This window comes from Sinomonas soli, from assembly GCF_054782415.1.
In genome coordinates, this window is sequence record NZ_BAAGSN010000015.1 from 8527 (window position 1) to 27249 (window position 18723).

Here is an 18723-nt window from a genome sequence, read left to right on the forward strand (position 1 = left end):
GAGGCGTTCCTCAGGCGCCGTGCCCGTGGGCCTCTGCGTCGACCTCCCTGGCCTCGGCATCCTCGGCCAGCACCGGCGGGCCGGCGGCCGCGGGGCCGCGGCGGCGGTACCGGAGGACGCCGATCGCGACCACGATGGCGGCGAGTGCCACCGACAGGATGAGCTCGTCGCGGGTGTCGTCGAGGAAGAGCATCCCCACGAGGAGCGCGACGATCGCCACGATCGAGGCCCAGGTCAGGTAGGGGAAGAGCCACATGCGGATCTCGAGCTTCGTGCCGGCGGCGTCGGCCCGGCGGCGCAGGATCAGCTGGGAGGCGGCGATGACGAGCCACACGAACAGTGCGATCGCGCCCGAGGTGTTGACCAGGAACAGGAAGACCGTGTCCGGCCACAGGTAGTTCAGGCCCACGGTGACGAAGCCGACCACCGTCGAGACGAGCACCGCGCGGACCGGGACGCCCCGGGTGGAGATGCGGGACCACGACGACGGCGCGTCGCCGCGGGTCGAGAGCGAGAAGATCATCCGGCTGGCCGTGTACAGGCCCGAGTTGAGGCACGAGAGGACCGAGGTGAGCACGACGATGTCCATGATGGTGCCCGCGCCGGGGACGCCGAACCGCTCGATCACGGCCACGTACGGGCTCTTGGCCACGGATGCGTCGTCCCAGGGCAGGAGGGTCACGACGATCGCCATCGAGCCGATGTAGAACACGAGGATGCGCCAGACCGTCGAGTTGACGGCCTTGCGGACCGCGGTCACCGGATCGGCGGACTCCCCCGCCGCGATCGTGGCGATCTCGGCGCCGAAGAAGGAGAACACGACGACGAGGATGCCCGCCAGGACCGCGCTGCCGCCGTTGGGCATGAGGCCCCCGTGACCGAGGAGATTGGTGGTGCCGGGCGCGGGGAGGCCGGGGATGAGGCCGAAGATCGCGGCGATGCCGGCGATGAGGAACAGGATGATCGCGGTGACCTTGACCGAGGCGAACCAGAACTCGAACTCACCGTAGGACTTCACGCTCCACACATTGGTGAGCGTGAGCGCGACCATGAGCACGAGCGCCCAGATCCACTGGTCGATGCCGGGGAGCCAGCGGTGCATGATGGCCGCCCCCGCGGTGGCCTCGATGCCGAGGACGATGATCCAGAACCACGCGTAGAGCCAGCCGATGCTGAAGCCGGCCCAGCGGCCGAGCGCCTTGTCCGCGTACGCCGAGAAGGAGCCGGTCTCGGGGTTCGCCGCGGCCATCTCGCCGAGCATGCGCATCACGAGGATGACGACGATGCCGGCGGCCGCATAGGCGAGGATGATCCCGGGGCCGGCCTGCTTGATCGCAGCGCCGGAGCCGACGAAGAGCCCGGCGCCGATGACACCGGCAATGGCGATCATCGACAGGTGTCGGGGCTTGAGGGTCTTGTGGAGTTCCGGTTGGGAAGCCATCAGGCTCACTTCCATCGTTAGGGTCAATGCCGGAATCAATGGTGGACCCATACCCGGAGGGTCTGCGCGGGCGATCGCACAGTCTTTGCTCCCGCGTGCAGGGTATCCGCCCAAAAGAGTTCACCTCTGGTCACCGAATGTTCTCCCAGGAGCTCCCCGAAACATCGTCGCAACGTAGGCGGCGCCACCATGACGGGTGATTCGGGACACGCCGGCGGCCGGAGGCACAGCGGACACACCCTGTCCTCTGGCGCGGGTAGCGTCGCGGGTATGGCTATCGCACGGTTCCCCAACGTTGTCATCGACTGCCCCGAGCCCGGCGCCCTTGCCCAGTTCTACGCGGGGCTCCTGGACTGGACGGTGGAGGAGTCATCCGCCGACTGGGCCCAGATACGGGCCGACTACGGCCAGTGCATCGCCTTCCAGGGCGTCCGGGACTACACGGCCCCGGAGTGGCCGGGCCAGGGGGTGCCGCAGCAGATGCACCTGGACGTCGTGGTCGACGACCTTGACGCCGCCGAGCAGGCCGTCCTCGCGCTGGGTGCCACCAAGCACTCGCACCAGCCGGGGACGTCATTCCGCGTCTTCCTCGACCCGGCCGGACACCCCTTCTGCCTCTGCCTCAGCTGAGCGTCCCGAGGGCGCGCACCGCTTCACGGCGCCGGCTCCCCACGGGCCGGGCCGGGGCGGGGCCCGCGGCGCCGTGCGCCTAGAAGCCGCCGCCCTCGCCGCCGGCGTCGGCGGCCATGTTGGCGAAGCGCGAGTAGTGGCCCTGGAAGGCGACCACGATGTCCTTGGTCGGGCCGTTGCGGTGCTTGGCGACGAGGATGTCCGCCTCGCCGGCGCGCGGCGACTCCTTGTTGTACACGTCCTCGCGGTGGAGCAGGATCACCATGTCCGCGTCCTGCTCGATCGAGCCCGACTCGCGCAGGTCCGAGACCATCGGGCGCTTGTCTGTGCGCTGCTCGGAGCCACGGTTGAGCTGGGACAGGGCGATGACGGGCACGCCGAGCTCTTTGGCCAGGAGCTTGAGGGCACGGGAGAACTCGGAGACCTCCTGCTGGCGGCTCTCGACCTTCTTGCCGCTGGACATGAGCTGGAGGTAGTCGAGGACCACGAGCTTGAGGTCGTGCTGCTGCTTGAGGCGGCGGCACTTGGCCCGGATTTCCATGAGGGACATGTTGGGCGAGTCGTCGATGAACAGCGGCGACTCGTTGAGGGGGCCGAGCACCGAGGCGATCTTGGCCCACTGGTCGTCGCGGAGCGTGCCGCGGCGGAGGTCCTGGAGCTGGATCGAGGCCTCGGCGCTCATGAGGCGCATGGCGATCTCGTTGCGGCCCATTTCGAGCGAGAAGAAGACGGTGGCCATCTTGTGCTTGATCGCGGCGGAGCGGGCGAAGTCGAGCGCGAAGGTCGACTTTCCCACGGCGGGCCGCGCCGCGATCACGATCATCTGGCCGGGGTGGAGCCCATGGGTGAGCTCGTCGAGCTCGTAGAACCCTGTCGGGACGCCGGTCATGCCGCCGCCGCGGTGGCCGGCCGCCTCGATCTCGTCCATGGCGCCCTCCATGACCTGGGAGAGCGGGACGTAGTCCTCGGCTGTGCGGCGCTCGGCCACGGCGTAGACCTCGGCCTGGGCCTGGTTGACGAGGTCCTCGACCTCACCGTCCTGGCCGTAGCCGAGCTGGACGATCTTCGTGCCGGCCCCGACAAGGCGGCGCAGCACGGCGCGTTCGGCGACGATCTCCGCGTAGTAGCCGGCGTTCGCGGCCGTGGGCACGGACTGGATGAGCTCGTGGAGGTACGCGGGGCCACCGACCCGGTTGATCTCGCCGCGCTTGGTCAGCTCATCCGAGACGGTCACGGCGTCCGCGGGCTCGCCGCGACCGTAGAGGTCGATGATGGCCTCGTAGATGGCCTCGTGCGCGGGGCGGTAGAAGTCGATGCCGCGCACCACCTCCACGACGTCCGCGATCGCGTCCTTCGAGAGCATCATCCCGCCGAGCACGGACTGCTCCGCCACGATGTCCTGCGGCGGAGTGCGCGCGGCGTCAGCGTCCCGGAAGGACGGTGCTGAATCGACGTGGGACGTGGACATGGGCAACACCTCGGGCCGCTGGCAATCGTTCCGGAGCCGGCCGTCGAGACCACGCCTCCGGAGGAACGTGCACACCGTATCGGGGCCCACCGACAGTCGTGAAGCTGGGTTTTCACCACCCCTGTGGACAACCTGTGGGAAAAGGACCCACAGGTGTTCACGAACCTGTGGATATCTGTGGACAACTTCTCATCGCTGCCAAAAAATGCCTTCTGACGTGGGAAAACTCTGTCGACAGCTTGTGGAACAAAGAAGTTTGTCCACAGGGACAATCCACAGCAGCACTCGGGGGGCCGGGTCGGCCGCATGCCCGCGCACACATGCATCAGGGCCTTATGTGGCCTGGGCCACATGCATCGGACCATTGGCGCGGGTCTATCCGTCCGGGGGCATGCTCGCGCGTCCTCGCAGCCGGATGACCGCAGGCACTACGCTGGAAGTGCACACTCCGCCACCCGAGAAGCCCGCATGCAAAACCTCCTGCCTCCGCTCCTGATCCTCCTCGTCGTCGCCGCCATCGTCGTCTTCGTGCTCCGTGCCGGCGCACGACGCAGCAGGGAATCCCTCGAGGGTGCCCTCTCCGGAGGGCCGGCCGCCGCGGCGGCGGCCTCCGCGCGACTGAACGAGGCGCAGCATCGGGCCGTCTACTCGCTCATCGCCCGCGGCCTCACGGTCCAGGCGATCGCTGCCTACCGCGAGGCCACGGGCTCCGGGCTCGTGGAGGCCCGCAACGCCGTCATCCTGCTCGACCGCTACCCCCAAGCCTTCCGCGCTGCCGCGCCCTCGCCGGAGGTCCATCCGGCACCTCAGGAGATCGCTGCACCTCGGGACCAGGCTGCGCCCGAGCAGGCGGCGCCGGAGGGGACCGCCGCGCCGGAGCAGCCCCCCGCCGTCGCGCGTCGCACCGCGGCCGAGGCGTCAGGGGAGCCGACGAGGAGCGCCCACGGCGCGCCGTCGGACGGGGGGACGCGCGCCCCAGATCCCGGCGAGAGCCGGCCCGAGCGGTTCCCCTACCGATACCGCGCCATCGTCAGCAACGGCCGGCAGACCCTCGAGGTTGCCTCCAACATGCTCAACGACGAGATCTACAACGAGATCAAGTCCCTGGCACGGATCGGGGACGCCGAGGACGCCGCGCAGATGCTGCACCGCCACTCGGACATCAGCATCGAGGACGCGCGCGCCTTCGTCGCGCTGCTGTGAGCTAGTCCGCGGCCTCCTGCGCGCCCTCGAGCGCGCGCAGCGCGTTCCCCCAGCACAGCGCGTCGAGGTCCTCCTGCGGCCAGCCCCGCTCGGCGAGGGCCGAGAGCACCGGGCCGTAGCCGGCCACGCCGTCCATGCCCCGGGGCAGGTCGGTGGTGCCGTCGAAGTCGCCGCCGAGGCCGAGGTGGCGGGGGCCCACGACGTCGCGGGCATGCTCGAGGTGGCGCACGACGTCGCCGACCGTCGCCTCGGGGGCGGGGTGGGACTCGAGCCACGCCGAGAACTCTGCGGCGGCCTGGGGGTCCTCCTCGGGGGCAACGTCGTGGAAGTCCACCGGCAGGCCGAGGGAGAGCCGCGTCTCCCGCACGGCGAGGGCATGCTCCCGGCAGGGTTCGGAGACGAATTTGGGCACGAAGGTGACCATGAGGACGCCGCCGTTGGCCGGGAGGCGTTCGAGGACGTGGTCGGACACGTTGCGGGGGTGGTCGCAGACGGCGCGGGTCGAAGAGTGGGAGAAGATCACGGGGGCGGCGGTCGCGTCCAGTGCGTCCTCCATGGTCCGCGGTGAGACGTGCGAGAGGTCCACGAGCATGCCGAGCCGGTTCATCTCGGCGACGACCTCGCGCCCGAACGCGGTCAGGCCGGTGTCGTGCCCGGCGGCCATCGCCTCGCCCGTGGCCGAGCAGGCCCAGGGGACGTCGTCGTTGTGCGTGAGGGTCATGTAGCCCACTCCCAGCTGCGCGAGTATCCGCAGCACGGCGAGTGAGCCCGCGATGCTGTGGCCGCCCTCCGCCCCCATGAGGGAGGCGATGCGGCCGCGTCGGGCGGCCTCCCGCACCTGATCGGCGGTGCGCGCCAGCTCGAACACGTCGGGGTGCGCGACGGCGATGCGGTGCACGCAGTCGATCTGCTCGAGGGTGGCGACGACCGATTCCGCCGGGCTCAGGGTCGAGGGGACGAAGACGGACCAGAACTGTGCGCCCACGCCGCCCTCGCGCAGCCGCGGGATGTCGGTGTGGAGCCGGGGCTGGCGCGTCCCGAGGGCGGCCGCGGCGACATCGTAGCCGAAGTCTTGGCGGAGCGCCCAGGGGAGGTCGTTGTGGCCGTCGAAGACCGGCGCGTGGCCGGGGGCTGGCTGCTGCATCCCGCCATCGTACGTCTGGGGGTCACCTCCTGGAGGGCACGTCGGGTGACCCCCAGGAGGTGACCCGGGGGAGATGACCCCTACGAGGTCCCCAGAAGGTGACGCTCAGGAGGTGCGGGGGACGGTGAGGTCGGCGAGGAGCTCCTCGAACGACCTGTCCTCCGGGCGCGTGGCCACCGCCGGGAGCGACCCGGAGCCCTCGGCGGACTTGGACGGCCGGGATGCGGCCACCTCGCGCACGAGCTCGGTGGCGGCGCGCTCGATGCGGGCTGTGAGGCCCGCCCCCTGGGCACCGTCCACGCCGCCCTGGCCCCAGTCGGTCGGGGCAGCGAACACGCCCGTGGGCACCGTCCGGGTGCGCAGGTAGCTGAAGAGCGGGCGCATCGCGAGGTCGAGCACCAGGCTGTGGCGGGCCGTGCCCCCGGTGGCCCCCAGGAGCACCGGCTTGCCCTCGAGGGAGCGCGGCTCGAGGACATCGATGAAGGACTTGAACAGGCCGCTGTAGCTGGCCGAGAAGACGGGGGTGACGGCGATGATGGCGTCGGCGCCCTCCACCGCGGCGATCGCCTCGGCGAGGCCCGGGGCCGCGTAGCCGGTCACGAAGTTGTTGGCGATGTCCACGGCGAGGTCGCGGAGCTCGAAGGTGGTGACCGCGGGCTCCATCCCGGCCGCCCGGCCCAGCCTCTCGGCCGCCGCGGACAGCTGGTCTGCGAGCAGACGGCTCGAGGAGGGGACGCCGAGGCCCGCGGAGATGACGACGATGGAGGTGGTGGCTGCCATGATCCTGCCTTGCTCTCGAAGTACATGCGTTTGCATCTACCCTCGGCAACCGGCTGGGCCCGTCCCGTATTCCCCGGGACCGCTTTCCCGGGCACCCCGCGCATGCGGAAGGCCCCCACCGCGCGAGCGGTGGGGGCCTTCTCAACCCGTCATGCCTGACGGCATGGGCCGGTGCTGCGACTACTTCGCGGCGACGACCTCGAGGTTGACCACGGCGGAGACCTCATCGTGCAGTCGCACGGAGACCTCGTACTTGCCGGTCGACTTGATGTGGCCGGGGATGACCACCTTGCGCTTGTCGATGGCGCCGAGGCCGGCAGCCTCGACAGCACCGGCCACGGCGTCAGGGCGGACGGTCCCGAACAGGCGACCTTCCTTGCCGGCCTTCACCTCGAGGCGCACCGGGGTGCCCGCGAGAGCGGCGGCCTGGGCCTGGGCGGCCTCGAGCGACTTGTGGGCACGGGCCTCGCGGGCAGCGCGGATCTGCTCGACCTGCTTCTCCCCACCCTTCGACCACGTGACCGCGAAGCCGCGCGGCAGCAGGTAGTTGCGCGCGTAGCCGTCCTTGACCTCGACGACGTCACCGGCGGAGCCGAGACCCGTCACCTCGTTCGTCAGAATGAGCTTTGCCATGAGATTGCTTCCCTTCTCAGCCGCGGCCAGCGCCGGAGTAGGGGAGCAGGGCGACCTCGCGGGCGTTCTTGATCGCCTGGGCGATCTTGCGCTGCTCCTGCACGGACACACCGGTCACCCGGCGGGCGCGGATCTTGCCGCGGTCCGAGATGAACTTGCGCAGCAGGGCGACATCCTTGTAGTCGATGACAGTGATGTCAGCGGCCTTCAAGGGGTTGGACTTTGGTTTCGGCTTACGGATTTCAGCCTTGGCCATCGTGGAGCTCCTTAGTCTCTGGAGCCCGTGGCATCAGCCACGGGATGGTTGTGATGTGTGATGTGGAAGGTGAGGGGATCAGAACGGGGGCTCGGAGTCGTTGCCCGTGCCCCAGCCGCCAGAGCTGCTGACGCCCGGGGTTGCCCACGGGTCATCCTGCTGCTGGCCACCGCCGCCGCCACCCCAGCTGCCGCCGGAGCCGCCACCCGGGTTCTGCGAACCCTGATTGCCGCCCCAGTTGCCCCCGGAGGAGCCGCCGCCGAAGTTCCCGCCCTGGCCGCCGCCGAAGTTGCCGCCCTGGCCGCCGGAGCGCTGGGTGCGGTTGACCTTCGCGGAGGCGTAGCGCAGGCTCGGGCCGATCTCGTCGACCTCGAGTTCGATGACGGTGCGCTTCTCGCCTTCCTTGGTTTCGTACGAACGGCTCTTCAGGCGGCCTGAGACGATCACGCGCATGCCCTTGGTGAGGGACTCGGCGACGTTCTCGGCAGCCTCGCGCCAGATCGACGCGCGGAGGAACAGGGTCTCCCCGTCCTTCCACTCGTTGGCCTGGCGGTCGAACGTGCGCGGGGTCGAGGCCACGGTGAAATTGGCCACGGCAGAGCCCGACGGCGTGAACCGCAGCTCGGGATCATTCGTCAGATTGCCGATCACCGTAATGGTGGTCTCGCCTGCCATGCTTCCTCCTGGTTCGTCCGACGCGTGCTGAAGATCGATGTACTTGAGGGAGTCACGCCAAGACTACTTGGCGGAAACCTTCTGGTCCTCGGGGCGGATGATCTTCGTGCGAAGGATCGTCTCGTTGAGGGAGAGCTGGCGGTCCAGCTCCTGGGCCGTGGCCGGCTCAGCGGTGAAGTTGACGACCGCGTAGATCGCCTCGTTCTTCTTCTTGATGTCGTACGCCAGACGGCGACGACCCCAGATGTCCACCTTGTCGATGGAGCCACCGCTGGTGGTGACCACAGAGAGGAACTTATCCAGCGACTGCTGGACCGTGCGCTCGTCGACCTCGGGGTCGATGAGGACCATCAGTTCGTAAGGACGCATGTGTGAACCCACCTCCTTCGGGCTAAGCGGTTGCGGTCTTTCCGCAACAGGAGGTTCATGTGCGCGCCCGTGCCCCGTCCCCCGCAGAGGGCGGGAGGTGGCGCACAGACTGCACAAGTCTACCCGATGCCGGCCCGTCCCCCGAGCCGGCCGGCACCCATCCCGCGATCCACGCTAGCGCCGCCCGCCCGGCGTCATCCGCGCGGCCGCCGCCATGTGGACGACACGCCGGAAGCGCGCCTGTGGAGGGACCGGCGGATTCCCGGACTCGGCTGCGAGGATCGGGCGTATGAAGCCAGATGCCGAGCTCACCCATCGGGCGCGAATTGCCCGCCGCCGCGTCTGGATCATGTTTGCCGCCGGAGCGGCCGTGGCCGTCCTCACCGGCATCTTCAGCTCGTGGTGGCACGCCCCGGCCGCCGGCTGGGGCGCGGCCGCCCTCATCTACGACGTCTGGGTGTGGGTGCGCATCGCCCCCATGAACACCGAGGAGACGCGCATCCACGCGCGCCAGGAGGACCCCCGCCGCAGCGCGCGCGACTTCCTGATCCTCAGTGCCAATGTCGCGGCGATCGTCGCCGTGGTGATCGTCATCGTCTCCGGCAACAACGCGAACGGCCCGGCGAAGGCCGCCCTGGCCTTCCTCGCCCTGACCGTCGTGGCGGCCTCGTGGCTGATGCTGCACACCATCTTCACCCTCCGCTACACGGAGCTGTACTACGCGACCCCCGAGGGCGGCATCGACTTCAACCAGGACGAGCCCCCGCAGTACACGGACATCGCCTACATGGCCTTCAGCCTCGGCATGACCTACCAGGTGTCCGACACGGCCATCAGGACCCGCGCCATCCGCACTGAGGCACTCAAGCACAGCCTCCTGGCCTACGTGTTCGCGACCCTGATCCTCGCGGCGACCATCAACCTCGTGATCGGCCTCGCGAGCTAGTCCCCGCGGGCCTCCCCGGCGGGACTCAGCCGGCGCGGACGAAGAACCGCTCCGCCGCACGGGCCAGCCGCCCCGGGTCCTGCACCCCGGCCAGCTCGCGGGCCGAGTGCATGGACAGCAGCGGGATGCCCACGTCCACCGTGCGGATGCCCAGACGGGTTGCGGTGAGCGGCCCGATCGTCGACCCGCACGGCACATCGTTGTTGGAGACGAACTCCTGGTAGGGCACCTCGGCCTCGCCGCACACCGCGGCCCAGAGCGCCGCGCCGGCGGCATCGGTGGCGTACCGCTGGTTCGCGTTGATCTTCAGCAGCGGCCCTCCATTCAGGAGGGGGTGGTTGGCCGGGTCGTGGCGCTCGGCATAGTTGGGGTGGACGGCGTGGCCGGCGTCGGCGGAGAGGTGCCACGACGCCGCGAACGCACGACGCCGCTCGGTCGCCGTCGCGCCGAGGGCGCCGCCGATGCGGGCCAGGACATCCTCGAGGAACGGGCCGGCCGCGCCCGAGCGGGACGATGACCCGACCTCCTCGTGGTCGAACGCGGCGAGGACGGCGATCGGGCCCTCCTCCCCCTGCTCCGGTCCCGAGGCCTCGGCGGCCTGCACGAGCGCCACGAGGCCCGCGTGCACGGAGGAGAGGTTGTCCAGTCGCGCCGAGGCGAAGAACTCGCCGTGGGCTCCGAAGACCGCCGGCTCCTGCGTGTCCGCGACCACGACGTCGAAGCCGCCCACCTGGTAGGGATCGACGCCGGCGGCCTCGGCGAGCACGCCGAGCAGGTCCTCGGCGGACGGGTCGCCGAGGCCCCAGACGGGGTTCATGTGCTGCTGCTTGCCGAGGGCGAGGCCCTCGTTGACTGCCCGGTCGAGGTGGATCGCGAGCTGGGGGAAGCGCAGGAGCGGGCCGGTCGCCGCGAGGTGCTGCTCGCCGTCGAGCGTCACGAGGCGGCCGGCGAGCCGCAGCTCCCGGTCGAGCCAGGAGTTGAGCAGCGGACCCCCGTACACCTCGACGCCGGCCTGCAGCCAGCCGAGCCGGCCCGTGGTGGGCCGGGGCTTGAGCTTGAAGGACGGCGAGTCGGTGTGCGCGCCGAGGATGCGGAACCCGGTGGTGGGGCCGGCGCCCTCGGGGACGATCCACGCGATGAGCGCACCGTCCCGGATGACGGCGTACTTCCCCGGCCCGGCCGGCCACTCGTCGGCCTCGGCAAGGACCGTGAAGCCCTCCGCGGCGAGCCGCCGCGCGCCCTCGGCGGCGGCATGGAAGCTCGACGGCGAGGCCATGACGAAGCGGCCGAGGTCCAGGGCGTGCGCAAGGGCGGCAGTAGGCATGGTGCGAGTCTAGCCAGCCGGGTTCCCGCGCCCGGCGGGAGCCGGCGGGCTCAGTCCTCCGCGGCGTAGCGGCGGACGAAGTTCGCCAGGATCTTCTGGGGCTCGCTTACCCGGGTGCCGCGGGCGCGCTCCTTGACCTGCTCGGCCTCGTGCGGCGGGAAGTAGCCCGAATGCCGGTACGCGTCGATGCGCCGCTCGAGGCCCGGCACGTCGAGCTCGGGGTGGAATTGGGTCGCGTAGAGGTTGCGGCGGAAGCGGAACATCTGCACCGGGCACGTGTCCGAGCCGGCGAGCAGGGCGGCGTGCGGCGGCAGCGTGCGGACGGCCTCCTTGTGCCCCACGAAGGCGTGGAAGGCCGGGTCGAGCCCAGCGCAGAGGGGATCGCGGAGGCCGACGGCGCTCAGCCTCACCTTGACGGGCCCGACGGGCTCGCCGAAGTGGCGGTCGATGACGGCGCCCATCTGGCTGCCGAGGAGCCCGACCCCGTAGCAGGCGCCGAGGAAGGGGAAGTCCGCCTCGACGATCCGGCGCAGCAGGACGCCGATCTCCTCCTCGACGCGGCGCTGGACCGGGCCCTTCTCCTCCCCCGGGTCCGAGGCGGTGAATGGGCTCCCGCCGAGGATCACCCCCGAGTAGTCGTCGAGCCTGATCTGCGGGAGTGGGCCGGCCTCGGCGCGGACGCGGTGCAGCTGCTCGGGCTCAAGGCCCGCGTAGGCGCAGAAGGCCCGGTACTCGTCGTCCGCCACCTCGTCGTGGTCACGGGATGCCAGCAGAAGAAAGGGCCTCATGACCATATTGTGGGCTCCCCGGGGCCCGCAGCGAAGCGGCGAACCGTGTCGCGGCGGTGAGGGCGAGGACGGTGAGGAGCGCCGCCGCGATGTGCGCGACCACGAGGAGGTGGAAATCCACGGGGGCTCCCTGGAGGGCGCCGGCAGGTGCGGCCGGGGACGAAGCTCCGTGGTGCGCGTGTCCCGTTGCGGGGAAGAGGGGTCCATCGGGCCCGGCAAGCGCCGTGAATGCAAGGTGGAGCGCCTGCTGGAGTGCCCCGCTGCCGATCGCGACCATCCACGGGGCCAGCGGGGCGCGGGCAGCCACGGAGGCGAGCAGGCTGACGAGCGCGACGAGCGCAACGAGTACCACCGCTGGAGGCGCGGCCGCGCCCGAGACGATGTGGGCCGCCAGCCCGAGACCCACCGCCGCCGGGCCGCCCACCAGTGCCGCTGCCGCCGACCTGCGACGTCCGCACAGCGATTCCGTGTCCATGTCCATGCACAGCATTCGGAGCGGGAAGGCCCGGCGGACGGCTTTCCGGCCCGGCCGCGAAGCGGGGCCAGCAGGAATTTACTGGATTGGATACGTAACTGAGAGTTTGCTGGCAATCCGGCCCGCACCCTTGTCGCTGCGCCCCCACGCTGCAAGTCTCGGTCCGTCGGTGTGACGAAACTTGTAAAGCAATGTGAACGCTGTCGTCTATCCGGCGTGACACCACGTTGTCCCCAACAGAAGGGCATGACATGAGGAAGCTCCTCACCGCAGCGGCAGCCGGTCTGCTGCTCGCGGGCGTCGCCGCGGCAGCTCCGGCGTCGGCAACCCCCGGGCCGAACCCGCACTCCGACCGCTCCATCCAGGTCTGCTCCACCCCGCGCGCGGGCGATGCCGCCTGCACTGCGCGCCAGGCCGCAGACCCGAACGGCAAGCCCGTCACGAGCAATGCTGCCCCGCCGGCCACGGCCCTCACCCCCGCCCAGCTCCAGAATGCGTACAAGCTCATGGGCACCTCCTCCGGTGGGCGGACGGTCGCGATCGTGGACGCCTACGGGTACCCGAACCTCGAGCGCGACCTCGGCGTCTACCGTTCCCAGTTCGGCCTTCCCGCCTGCACGTCCGCGAACGGCTGCCTGAGCGTGCGCAACCAGACCGGCGGCACGAGCCTGCCGCGGTTCGACCTCGGCTGGTCCCAGGAGCAGGCGCTCGATGTCGACGCCGTGTCCGCCGCGTGCCCCGACTGCAAGATCGCCGTCTTCCAGGCCAAGTCGGCCAGCTTCGCGGACCTCGGCGCGGCCGTGCAGACGGCGGCCAGGACCCCCGGCGTCGTTGCCATCTCCAACTCCTACGGCGGCTCGGACGCCTCCGACGCCACCTACGGGAAGTACTACAACTTCCCGGGGATCGCGGTCACCGCGAGCACCGGGGACAACGGCTACCAGGGCGGCTCCTACCCGGCCTCCTCGAGCTACGTGACCGCGGTCGGCGGGACGTCCCTGACGGCCGCCTCCACTGCGCGCGGCTGGACGGAGTCCGCGTGGAGCGGCGCCGGCTCCGGCTGCTCGACCTACAACGCCGCGCTCCCCGCGGCCGCACCGTTCAACACCGGATGCGCCAACCGCGCCATGGCCGACGTCTCGGCCGCGGCCGATCCGAACAACGGCGGCCTGGCCGTCTACTACCCGACCTCGAGCAGCGCCTCGACGTGGGGCCAGTTCGGCGGCACGAGCGAGGCCTCGCCGATCATCTCCTCGGTGTACGCCCTCAGCGGCAACACGGGCTCGGCGGCGACGGGCACCTACGCGAACTCGATCCCGTACGGCCACTCCTCGAGCCTGTTCGACGTGACGAGCGGATCGAACGGCACGTGCCCCACGTCGCAGTGGTGCACCGCGGGCGCCGGCTGGGACGGCCCCACGGGCCTCGGCACGCCGAACGGGGTGGGCGGCTTCTGACCGCCCTGCGTTGAGGGGTCACCTCCCTGCGCTGAGAGGTCATGTCCCCGCCGCGATCGGCAGGGACATGACCCCTCACGCTTGGGACATGACCCCTCAGCTGTCAGGGGCCGGACAGCGCAGCCGCTAGGCCGTCGCGGGGACGACGCCGGCCACGCGCCTCGCCGGGTGGTCGGCGGCCAGGCGGGGCCCGGCGCCGAGGACGGTCTCGCGGAACGTCGCGCCCGGGGCTGCCTCGGCCAGGAGCCCGCGGCGGCGCAGCTCGGGCGTGACGAGCCGGGCGAACTCGAGCAGGTCGGCGGGGCGGACGGCCGAGGTCAGGTTGAACCCGTCGACGCCGCCCTCGACGGCGAAGCGCTCGAGAGCGTCCGCGACGGTGGCCGGGGAGCCCACGATCACGGGCCCGCGGCCGCCGATCGAGATGAACTTCGCGACCTCACGAAGGGTCCACGTGCGCTCCGGATCCAGCAGCGTGAACTGGGCCAGCGCGGACTGGTTGGCCTCGCTCCTGATATAGGTCAGCGGAGCGTCGTGGTCGAGCCCGGAGAGGTCCACCCCGGTCCACCCGGCGAACAGCGCGAGCGCCGCGTCGGTGTCCACGTAGGACTCGTAGTCGGCCAGCTTCGCTGCGGCCTCCTCGTCCGTCTCGGCCACGATGACGGTCGCGAGGTTGAACGCCTTCACCGAGTCCGGTGCGCGGCCGGCCGCGACGAGCTCCGCCCGCAGTCCGTCGGTGAACTTCTTCGCCTGCGCGGGCGTCGAGCTCGAGAAGAACACCGCCTCGGCGTGCTTCGCGGCGAACGCCTTCCCGCGGGCCGAGGCCCCGGCCTGGAACAGCAGGGGGGTCCGCTGCGGGGAGGCCCCGACCAAGGCGGGGCCGGGCACCCGGTAGGCGTCGCCGCCGTGCGCGATCCCCCGCACCCCGGCGGGGTTCGTGAAGACGTTCGCCACGGGGTCGGCGACCAGCGCGCCGTCGTCCACCGAGCCCTCCCACAGCTTGTAGGCGACGTCCATGAACTCCTCGGCCCGGTCGTACCGCTCGTCGTGCGGCACCTGCGTGTCGAGGCCGAGGTTCCGCGCCGCCGACTCCTGGTACGAGGTGACGATGTTCCACGCGAGCCGGCCGCCGGTGAGGTGGTCGAGCGTGCCGAACCTGCGGGCCAGCAGGTACGGGTGGTCGTAGGTGACCGAGGCGGTGACGCCGAAGCCGAGCCGCTCGGTCGCCGCCGCCAGCGCGGACACGATCAGCAGCGGGTCGAGGGCCGGGTACTGCACCCCACCGCGCACGGCGGCGTCGGCGCTGCCGCCGTAGACGTCGTACTGCCCGAGCACGTCCGCGAAGAAGATCCCGTGGAAGCCGCCGTCCTCGAGGGCCTTGGCGAGCTGCGTCCAGTAGCCGAGCTCGGCGAAGCGGTGGGCCTGCGAGTCGGGGTGCCGCCACAGGCCCGGCGACTGGTGCACCGGCACGAGCATCTCGAACGCATTCAGGAGCAGGGGCTTGGTCATGGGGTTCCTTCCGGGTTCGGGTGCGGTGGGCCGGGGCGGCGGCCGGCGGGCGGGTCTGCGGACGACGGCGGCCGGCGCCTCAGGCGCCCGCCCCGCCCTCCGCCGTGGCCGGCTGGGCGGCGCGCCGGCCGACCGGGTCCTTGGCGGCGAGTGCGGCCACGGTGGTGAGGACGCCGAGGACGGCGAACCAGCCGCACACAAGCCACGGCGTCCCGCCGCCGGCCTGGAGCAGGGCCGCGGCGACGAGCGGGGTGACGGCCGCGGAGAGCACGGTGCCGACCTGGTAGCCGAAGGACACCCCCGAGTAGCGCAGCTCGGTGGGGAACTGCTCGGCGAACCACGCGGCCTGCGGGCCGTAGATCGCATCGTGCAGGATATTCATCCCCACGAGCAGCACGAGCGGCAGGAAGGTCAGGCTGCCGTGGTCGAGGAACCAGAAGAACGGCCAGATGAGCACCACCACGCCCGCGGACGCAGCGACGGCGATGCGCCGGCGCCCGACGCGGTCCGAGAGCCAGCCCCAGAAGGGCCCCGAGAGCAGGCCGATGGCGGAGACGATGAGGATCGCGGCCAGGCCCGAGGTGGTGTCGTGGCGGCGGTCCTTGAGGTAGCCGAGGATGTACACGGTCATGAGCGTGTAGATGGCGGGCTGGACGAGGCGCATGCCGATGGTCACGAGGATCCCGCGCGGGTGCTCGCGCAGCACGCGCGCCACGGGGCGGGCCACGATGCCCTCGGAGTCCTTGACGGCCGTGAACTCCTCCGCGTCGGTCACGCCCAGGCGGATCCAGAGGCCGATGAGGACGAGGACGCCGGAGAGGAGGAACGGCAGCCGCCAGCCGAATGACTGGAACTGCTCGGGCGTGAGGAAGGCCTGGGTGAGCGCGTACGCGCCGGTGGCCAGGAGCATGCCGGCCGCCGAGCCGACCTGCGTGAACGAGCCGAACAGGCCCTTCCGCCCGGCCGGGGCGTGCTCGACCGAGAGCAGCGCGGAGCCGCCCCACTCGGCGCCGGCAGAGAGGCCCTGGATGAGCCGGAGTACCACGAGTCCCGCCACGGCGAGGATGCCGATGGAGGCATAGTTCGGCAGGACGCCGATGAGGGTGGAGGCGATGCCCATGGTCAGCAGGGAGGCCACGAGTAGGGCCTTGCGGCCGATCCGGTCCCCGAGGTGGCCGGAGATGACGCCGCCGAGGGGCCGCGCGATGAACCCGACCGCGTAGGTGGCGAATGAGGCCAGGACGCCGACGAGCGGGCTCGCGTCGGGGAAGAACTGCTTGTTGAACACGAGGGCCGAGGCCGTGCCGTAGAGGTAGAAGTCGTACCACTCGATGGTGGTGCCGACGAACGCGGAGGCGAGGATGCGGCGCTTGGCGCGCAGGGCGCTGCCGAGTCCCGGCTCGGTTCTCAGGAGGGTGGCCATGGAGGTCCTCTTCGGGTCGCGGCGCGAGGCTCGCTCAGGCGCCATACTTACGACGCCGGGGTCCCCGCGCCGTCGAATCCTCACCTGGGGCACCCCACTACAGCCGGAGGGTTGCCGTCCGGCAAGCCAGGGCTTGTTGCCGGAACTCTTGATTCTTCGCCCAGTCTGCCGGTGGGCTGCCCGCGGGACGAAAACGCGCCCGTCACGGAGGTTCACACAGGCCCCACCCGCCGTCTGGAGTTCAGTAGTCGGGGTTGCTCGGGATGATGAGCCCGGTCTCGTACCCGTAGACCACGGCCTGGACCCGGTCGCGCAGGTGCAGCTTCGTGAGGATCCGGCGCACATGGCTCTTCACAGTCGCCTCGGAGAGGAAGAACCGGTGCGCGATCTCAGCGTTGCTCAGGCCCTCGCAGATCGCCCGCAGGACCTCGAGCTCGCGTGGCGTCAGATCCTTCAGCAGGGGGTCCGGCGCGGTCCCCCCGTTGCCGCGCGCGGGCGCGCCGGCGCTGCGGACGTAGGTCTCGAGGAGGCGCTGGGTCACGCGGGGGCTCACGACGGCGTCCCCGCTCGCCACAAGGCGCACGGCCTGGACGAGTTCAGCCGGGGCCACGTCCTTGAGGAGGAACGCCGAGGCCCCGGCCTGGAGGCCGGAGAAGGCGTACTCATCGAGGTCGAACGTGGTGAGGATGATGACCCGGGCGGCGCTGTGGGCGGCCGCGATGCGGCGGGTTGCCTCGATGCCGTCCATGACGGGCATGCGCACGTCCATGAGCACGACGTCGGGCCGCAGCGATTCGGTGAGCTTTACGGCCTCGGCGCCGTTGCCCGCCTCGCCGACTACCTCGAGGTCCTCCTCGGACTCGAGGACGAGCCGGAAGCCCATCCGCAGGAGGGGCTGGTCGTCGACGAGGAGGAGCCGCAGGGACCCCTCGCCGTGCTGGTGTTCCGTCTCGCTCATGCGTCCCCCTCCGCCCGGTGCTGCTCGTCCCCATGCTGCTCGTCCCAGTGCAGCTCGGTCTCCACGGTCCATCCTCCCCCGGCCCGCGGTCCGGCGCGGAGGGTGCCGCCGTACAGCGCCGCGCGCTCGCGCATCCCCGCGATGCCGCCGCCCGTCCCGAGGCGGGGCTGCGCGCCGTCGGCCGCCGCGCCGTCGTTCTCGACCCGGATCCGCACGGTGCTGCCCTCCCTCGCCAGCCCGACCTCGGCGCGGGAGACACCGCGCCCGTACCGGAGCGCATTGGTCAGGGATTCCTGGACGATCCGGTAGACGGCGAGCTGGAAGGCCGGGTCCTTGGGCGGCGCGGCCCCGGTGAGGGTGAGGACGGCGGTGAGGCCGGCGGTCCGGAAGCCCGCGACGAGCGACTGGAGGCTCTCGGTCCCGGGGGCCGGGGCGAGGCTCGGGCCCGCCGCGGGCTCACGGAGCACCCCGAGGACGCGGCGCATGTCCGCCAGCGCTGTGCGCCCCGTCCGGGACAGCTCGCCGAGCACCTCCTGGGCGCGGTCCGGGTCCTTGGCGGCGATCTTCGCGGCGCCGTCGCTGAGGGCGACCATGACCGTGAGCGAGTGCGCGACGACGTCGTGCATCTCGCGGGCGATCCGGTTGCGCTCCTGGACCGAGGCCAGCTCGGCCCTGCGCATGGCCCACGCTCGGATCTCGGCCTGGTGCTCCCGGGTGCCGCGGACCCACGCCCCGAGACCGGTCGCGAGGACGTCCATCAGCAGCACGGAGACCGCCGCCACCAGGCCCACATAGCGGGCGTTCTCCGACGCCGCGGGCCCGCGGGGGCTGTAGACGAAGGCGTAGTAGGCCGAGGCGGGGACCGAGGCGAGCACGGAGGCGCCGAAGGCGATGAGTGCCGGGGCAGAGGCGGCCACGGCGTAGAGGGCGAAGAAGATCGCCGCGCTCATGACCGAACTGTTCGGGGACTGGTAGAGCAGGGCGGCGTCGATCGCGACGGTCACCACCAGCACGGCCCACGGCGACCGCCGCCGGCCCAGCAGGGCAGCCTGCTGGAGGGCCAGCAGGGCGAACTGCCACCAGTTCCCGTGGAGCGCGTACTCGGCGAAGAGCGGGGCCGCGAGGAACACGGCCGCGGCGACGACGATCCAGTCCATCGCCACCGGACGGTCCGCCAGGTACGCGCGGACGCGGCCCCGCCGTGGCGGGACCGCGAGGGCGAGCGCCTGCGCGCCGGGAGAGTGCAC

The 18723-nt window shown here is 71.2% G+C and carries 19 protein-coding genes and 1 riboswitch; of the genes, 4 read left to right on the forward strand and 15 right to left on the reverse strand.

Annotated elements, in window-relative coordinates; all coding sequences use genetic code 11:
* Positions 1-10 precede the first annotated feature (10 nt).
* Entirely contained in the window at positions 11-1441 is a 1431-nt protein-coding gene (locus tag ACYVKZ_RS13455; protein WP_460992761.1) for an amino acid permease, read from the reverse strand.
* A gap of 270 nt (positions 1442-1711) precedes the next feature.
* On the opposite strand from ACYVKZ_RS13455, the gene ACYVKZ_RS13460 reads away from it, so the two are divergent.
* Positions 1712-2071 (forward strand): VOC family protein, encoded by a 360-nt coding sequence (locus ACYVKZ_RS13460; protein WP_460992762.1) that lies wholly within the window; start codon positions 1712-1714, stop codon positions 2069-2071.
* A gap of 79 nt (positions 2072-2150) precedes the next feature.
* Here ACYVKZ_RS13460 and dnaB read toward each other — a convergent pair whose 3' ends face one another.
* Positions 2151-3539 (reverse strand): replicative DNA helicase, encoded by a 1389-nt coding sequence (dnaB, locus tag ACYVKZ_RS13465; RefSeq protein WP_066501646.1) that lies wholly within the window; start codon positions 3537-3539, stop codon positions 2151-2153.
* A 468-nt stretch (positions 3540-4007) separates the two neighbouring features.
* On the opposite strand from dnaB, the gene ACYVKZ_RS13470 reads away from it, so the two are divergent.
* Positions 4008-4742 carry a hypothetical protein gene (locus ACYVKZ_RS13470; RefSeq protein WP_460992763.1) on the forward strand — a complete coding sequence of 245 codons (735 nt, stop codon included), beginning with the start codon at positions 4008-4010 and terminating at the stop codon, positions 4740-4742.
* 1 nt (position 4743) lies between these two features.
* On the opposite strand, the gene ACYVKZ_RS13475 is transcribed toward ACYVKZ_RS13470, so the two are convergent.
* The 6 genes from ACYVKZ_RS13475 to rpsF all read right to left on the reverse strand — a co-directional run bounded on the left by ACYVKZ_RS13475 (position 4744) and on the right by rpsF (position 8599).
* Positions 4744-5886: a dipeptidase gene (locus ACYVKZ_RS13475; protein WP_460992764.1), complete on the reverse strand. Its 1143-nt coding sequence runs from the start codon at positions 5884-5886 to the stop codon at positions 4744-4746.
* 105 nt (positions 5887-5991) lie between these two features.
* Positions 5992-6666 carry an FMN reductase gene (locus ACYVKZ_RS13480; protein WP_460992765.1) on the reverse strand — a complete coding sequence of 225 codons (675 nt, stop codon included), beginning with the start codon at positions 6664-6666 and terminating at the stop codon, positions 5992-5994.
* 180 nt (positions 6667-6846) lie between these two features.
* On the reverse strand, positions 6847-7299 hold the full coding sequence (gene rplI / locus ACYVKZ_RS13485; RefSeq protein ID WP_066501660.1) for a 50S ribosomal protein L9: 453 nt from the start codon (positions 7297-7299) through the stop codon (positions 6847-6849).
* Positions 7300-7315: 16 nt separating this feature from the next.
* Positions 7316-7555, reverse strand: coding sequence for a 30S ribosomal protein S18 (gene rpsR / locus ACYVKZ_RS13490; protein WP_026820365.1), 240 nt, complete (start codon positions 7553-7555; stop codon positions 7316-7318).
* Positions 7556-7633: 78 nt separating this feature from the next.
* Positions 7634-8230, reverse strand: a complete 597-nt coding sequence (locus ACYVKZ_RS13495; protein ID WP_460992766.1) for a single-stranded DNA-binding protein — start codon at positions 8228-8230, stop codon at positions 7634-7636.
* 63 nt (positions 8231-8293) lie between these two features.
* A complete protein-coding gene (gene rpsF / locus ACYVKZ_RS13500; protein ID WP_066501662.1) occupies positions 8294-8599 on the reverse strand; it encodes a 30S ribosomal protein S6 in 306 nt (101 codons plus the stop codon).
* Positions 8600-8888: 289 nt separating this feature from the next.
* Here rpsF and ACYVKZ_RS13505 point away from each other — a divergent pair, with 289 nt between their 5' ends.
* Complete coding sequence (locus ACYVKZ_RS13505; protein ID WP_460992767.1) at positions 8889-9545, forward strand: DUF1345 domain-containing protein; 657 nt, start codon at positions 8889-8891, stop codon at positions 9543-9545.
* A gap of 25 nt (positions 9546-9570) precedes the next feature.
* Here ACYVKZ_RS13505 and ACYVKZ_RS13510 read toward each other — a convergent pair whose 3' ends face one another.
* The 3 genes from ACYVKZ_RS13510 to ACYVKZ_RS13520 are packed head-to-tail and all read right to left on the reverse strand — an operon-like array spanning position 9571 to position 12138.
* Positions 9571-10869, reverse strand: a complete 1299-nt coding sequence (locus tag ACYVKZ_RS13510) for a M18 family aminopeptidase (RefSeq protein ID WP_460992768.1) — start codon at positions 10867-10869, stop codon at positions 9571-9573.
* 50 nt (positions 10870-10919) lie between these two features.
* On the reverse strand, positions 10920-11657 hold the full coding sequence (locus ACYVKZ_RS13515) for a glutamine amidotransferase (RefSeq protein ID WP_460992769.1): 738 nt from the start codon (positions 11655-11657) through the stop codon (positions 10920-10922).
* Positions 11626-12138, reverse strand: a complete 513-nt coding sequence (locus ACYVKZ_RS13520; RefSeq protein WP_460992770.1) for a hypothetical protein — start codon at positions 12136-12138, stop codon at positions 11626-11628. The genes ACYVKZ_RS13515 and ACYVKZ_RS13520 overlap by 32 nt, the downstream gene beginning before the upstream one ends.
* Before the next feature lie 245 nt (positions 12139-12383).
* On the opposite strand from ACYVKZ_RS13520, the gene ACYVKZ_RS13525 reads away from it, so the two are divergent.
* Positions 12384-13589, forward strand: a complete 1206-nt coding sequence (locus ACYVKZ_RS13525; RefSeq protein WP_460992771.1) for a S53 family peptidase — start codon at positions 12384-12386, stop codon at positions 13587-13589.
* A gap of 126 nt (positions 13590-13715) precedes the next feature.
* Here ACYVKZ_RS13525 and ACYVKZ_RS13530 read toward each other — a convergent pair whose 3' ends face one another.
* The 4 genes from ACYVKZ_RS13530 to ACYVKZ_RS13545 all read right to left on the reverse strand — a co-directional run bounded on the left by ACYVKZ_RS13530 (position 13716) and on the right by ACYVKZ_RS13545 (position 18723).
* Positions 13716-15095 carry an LLM class flavin-dependent oxidoreductase gene (locus tag ACYVKZ_RS13530; protein ID WP_460992772.1) on the reverse strand — a complete coding sequence of 460 codons (1380 nt, stop codon included), beginning with the start codon at positions 15093-15095 and terminating at the stop codon, positions 13716-13718.
* A 79-nt stretch (positions 15096-15174) separates the two neighbouring features.
* Positions 15175-16518, reverse strand: coding sequence for an MFS transporter (locus tag ACYVKZ_RS13535; protein ID WP_460992773.1), 1344 nt, complete (start codon positions 16516-16518; stop codon positions 15175-15177).
* 38 nt (positions 16519-16556) lie between these two features.
* A riboswitch (SAM riboswitch) is annotated at positions 16557-16672 on the reverse strand.
* Between the two features lie 87 nt (positions 16673-16759).
* Entirely contained in the window at positions 16760-17476 is a 717-nt protein-coding gene (locus ACYVKZ_RS13540; RefSeq protein ID WP_460992774.1) for a response regulator, read from the reverse strand.
* On the reverse strand, positions 17473-18723 hold the full coding sequence (locus ACYVKZ_RS13545) for a sensor histidine kinase (protein WP_460992775.1): 1251 nt from the start codon (positions 18721-18723) through the stop codon (positions 17473-17475). Before ACYVKZ_RS13545 ends, ACYVKZ_RS13540 begins: the two co-directional genes overlap by 4 nt.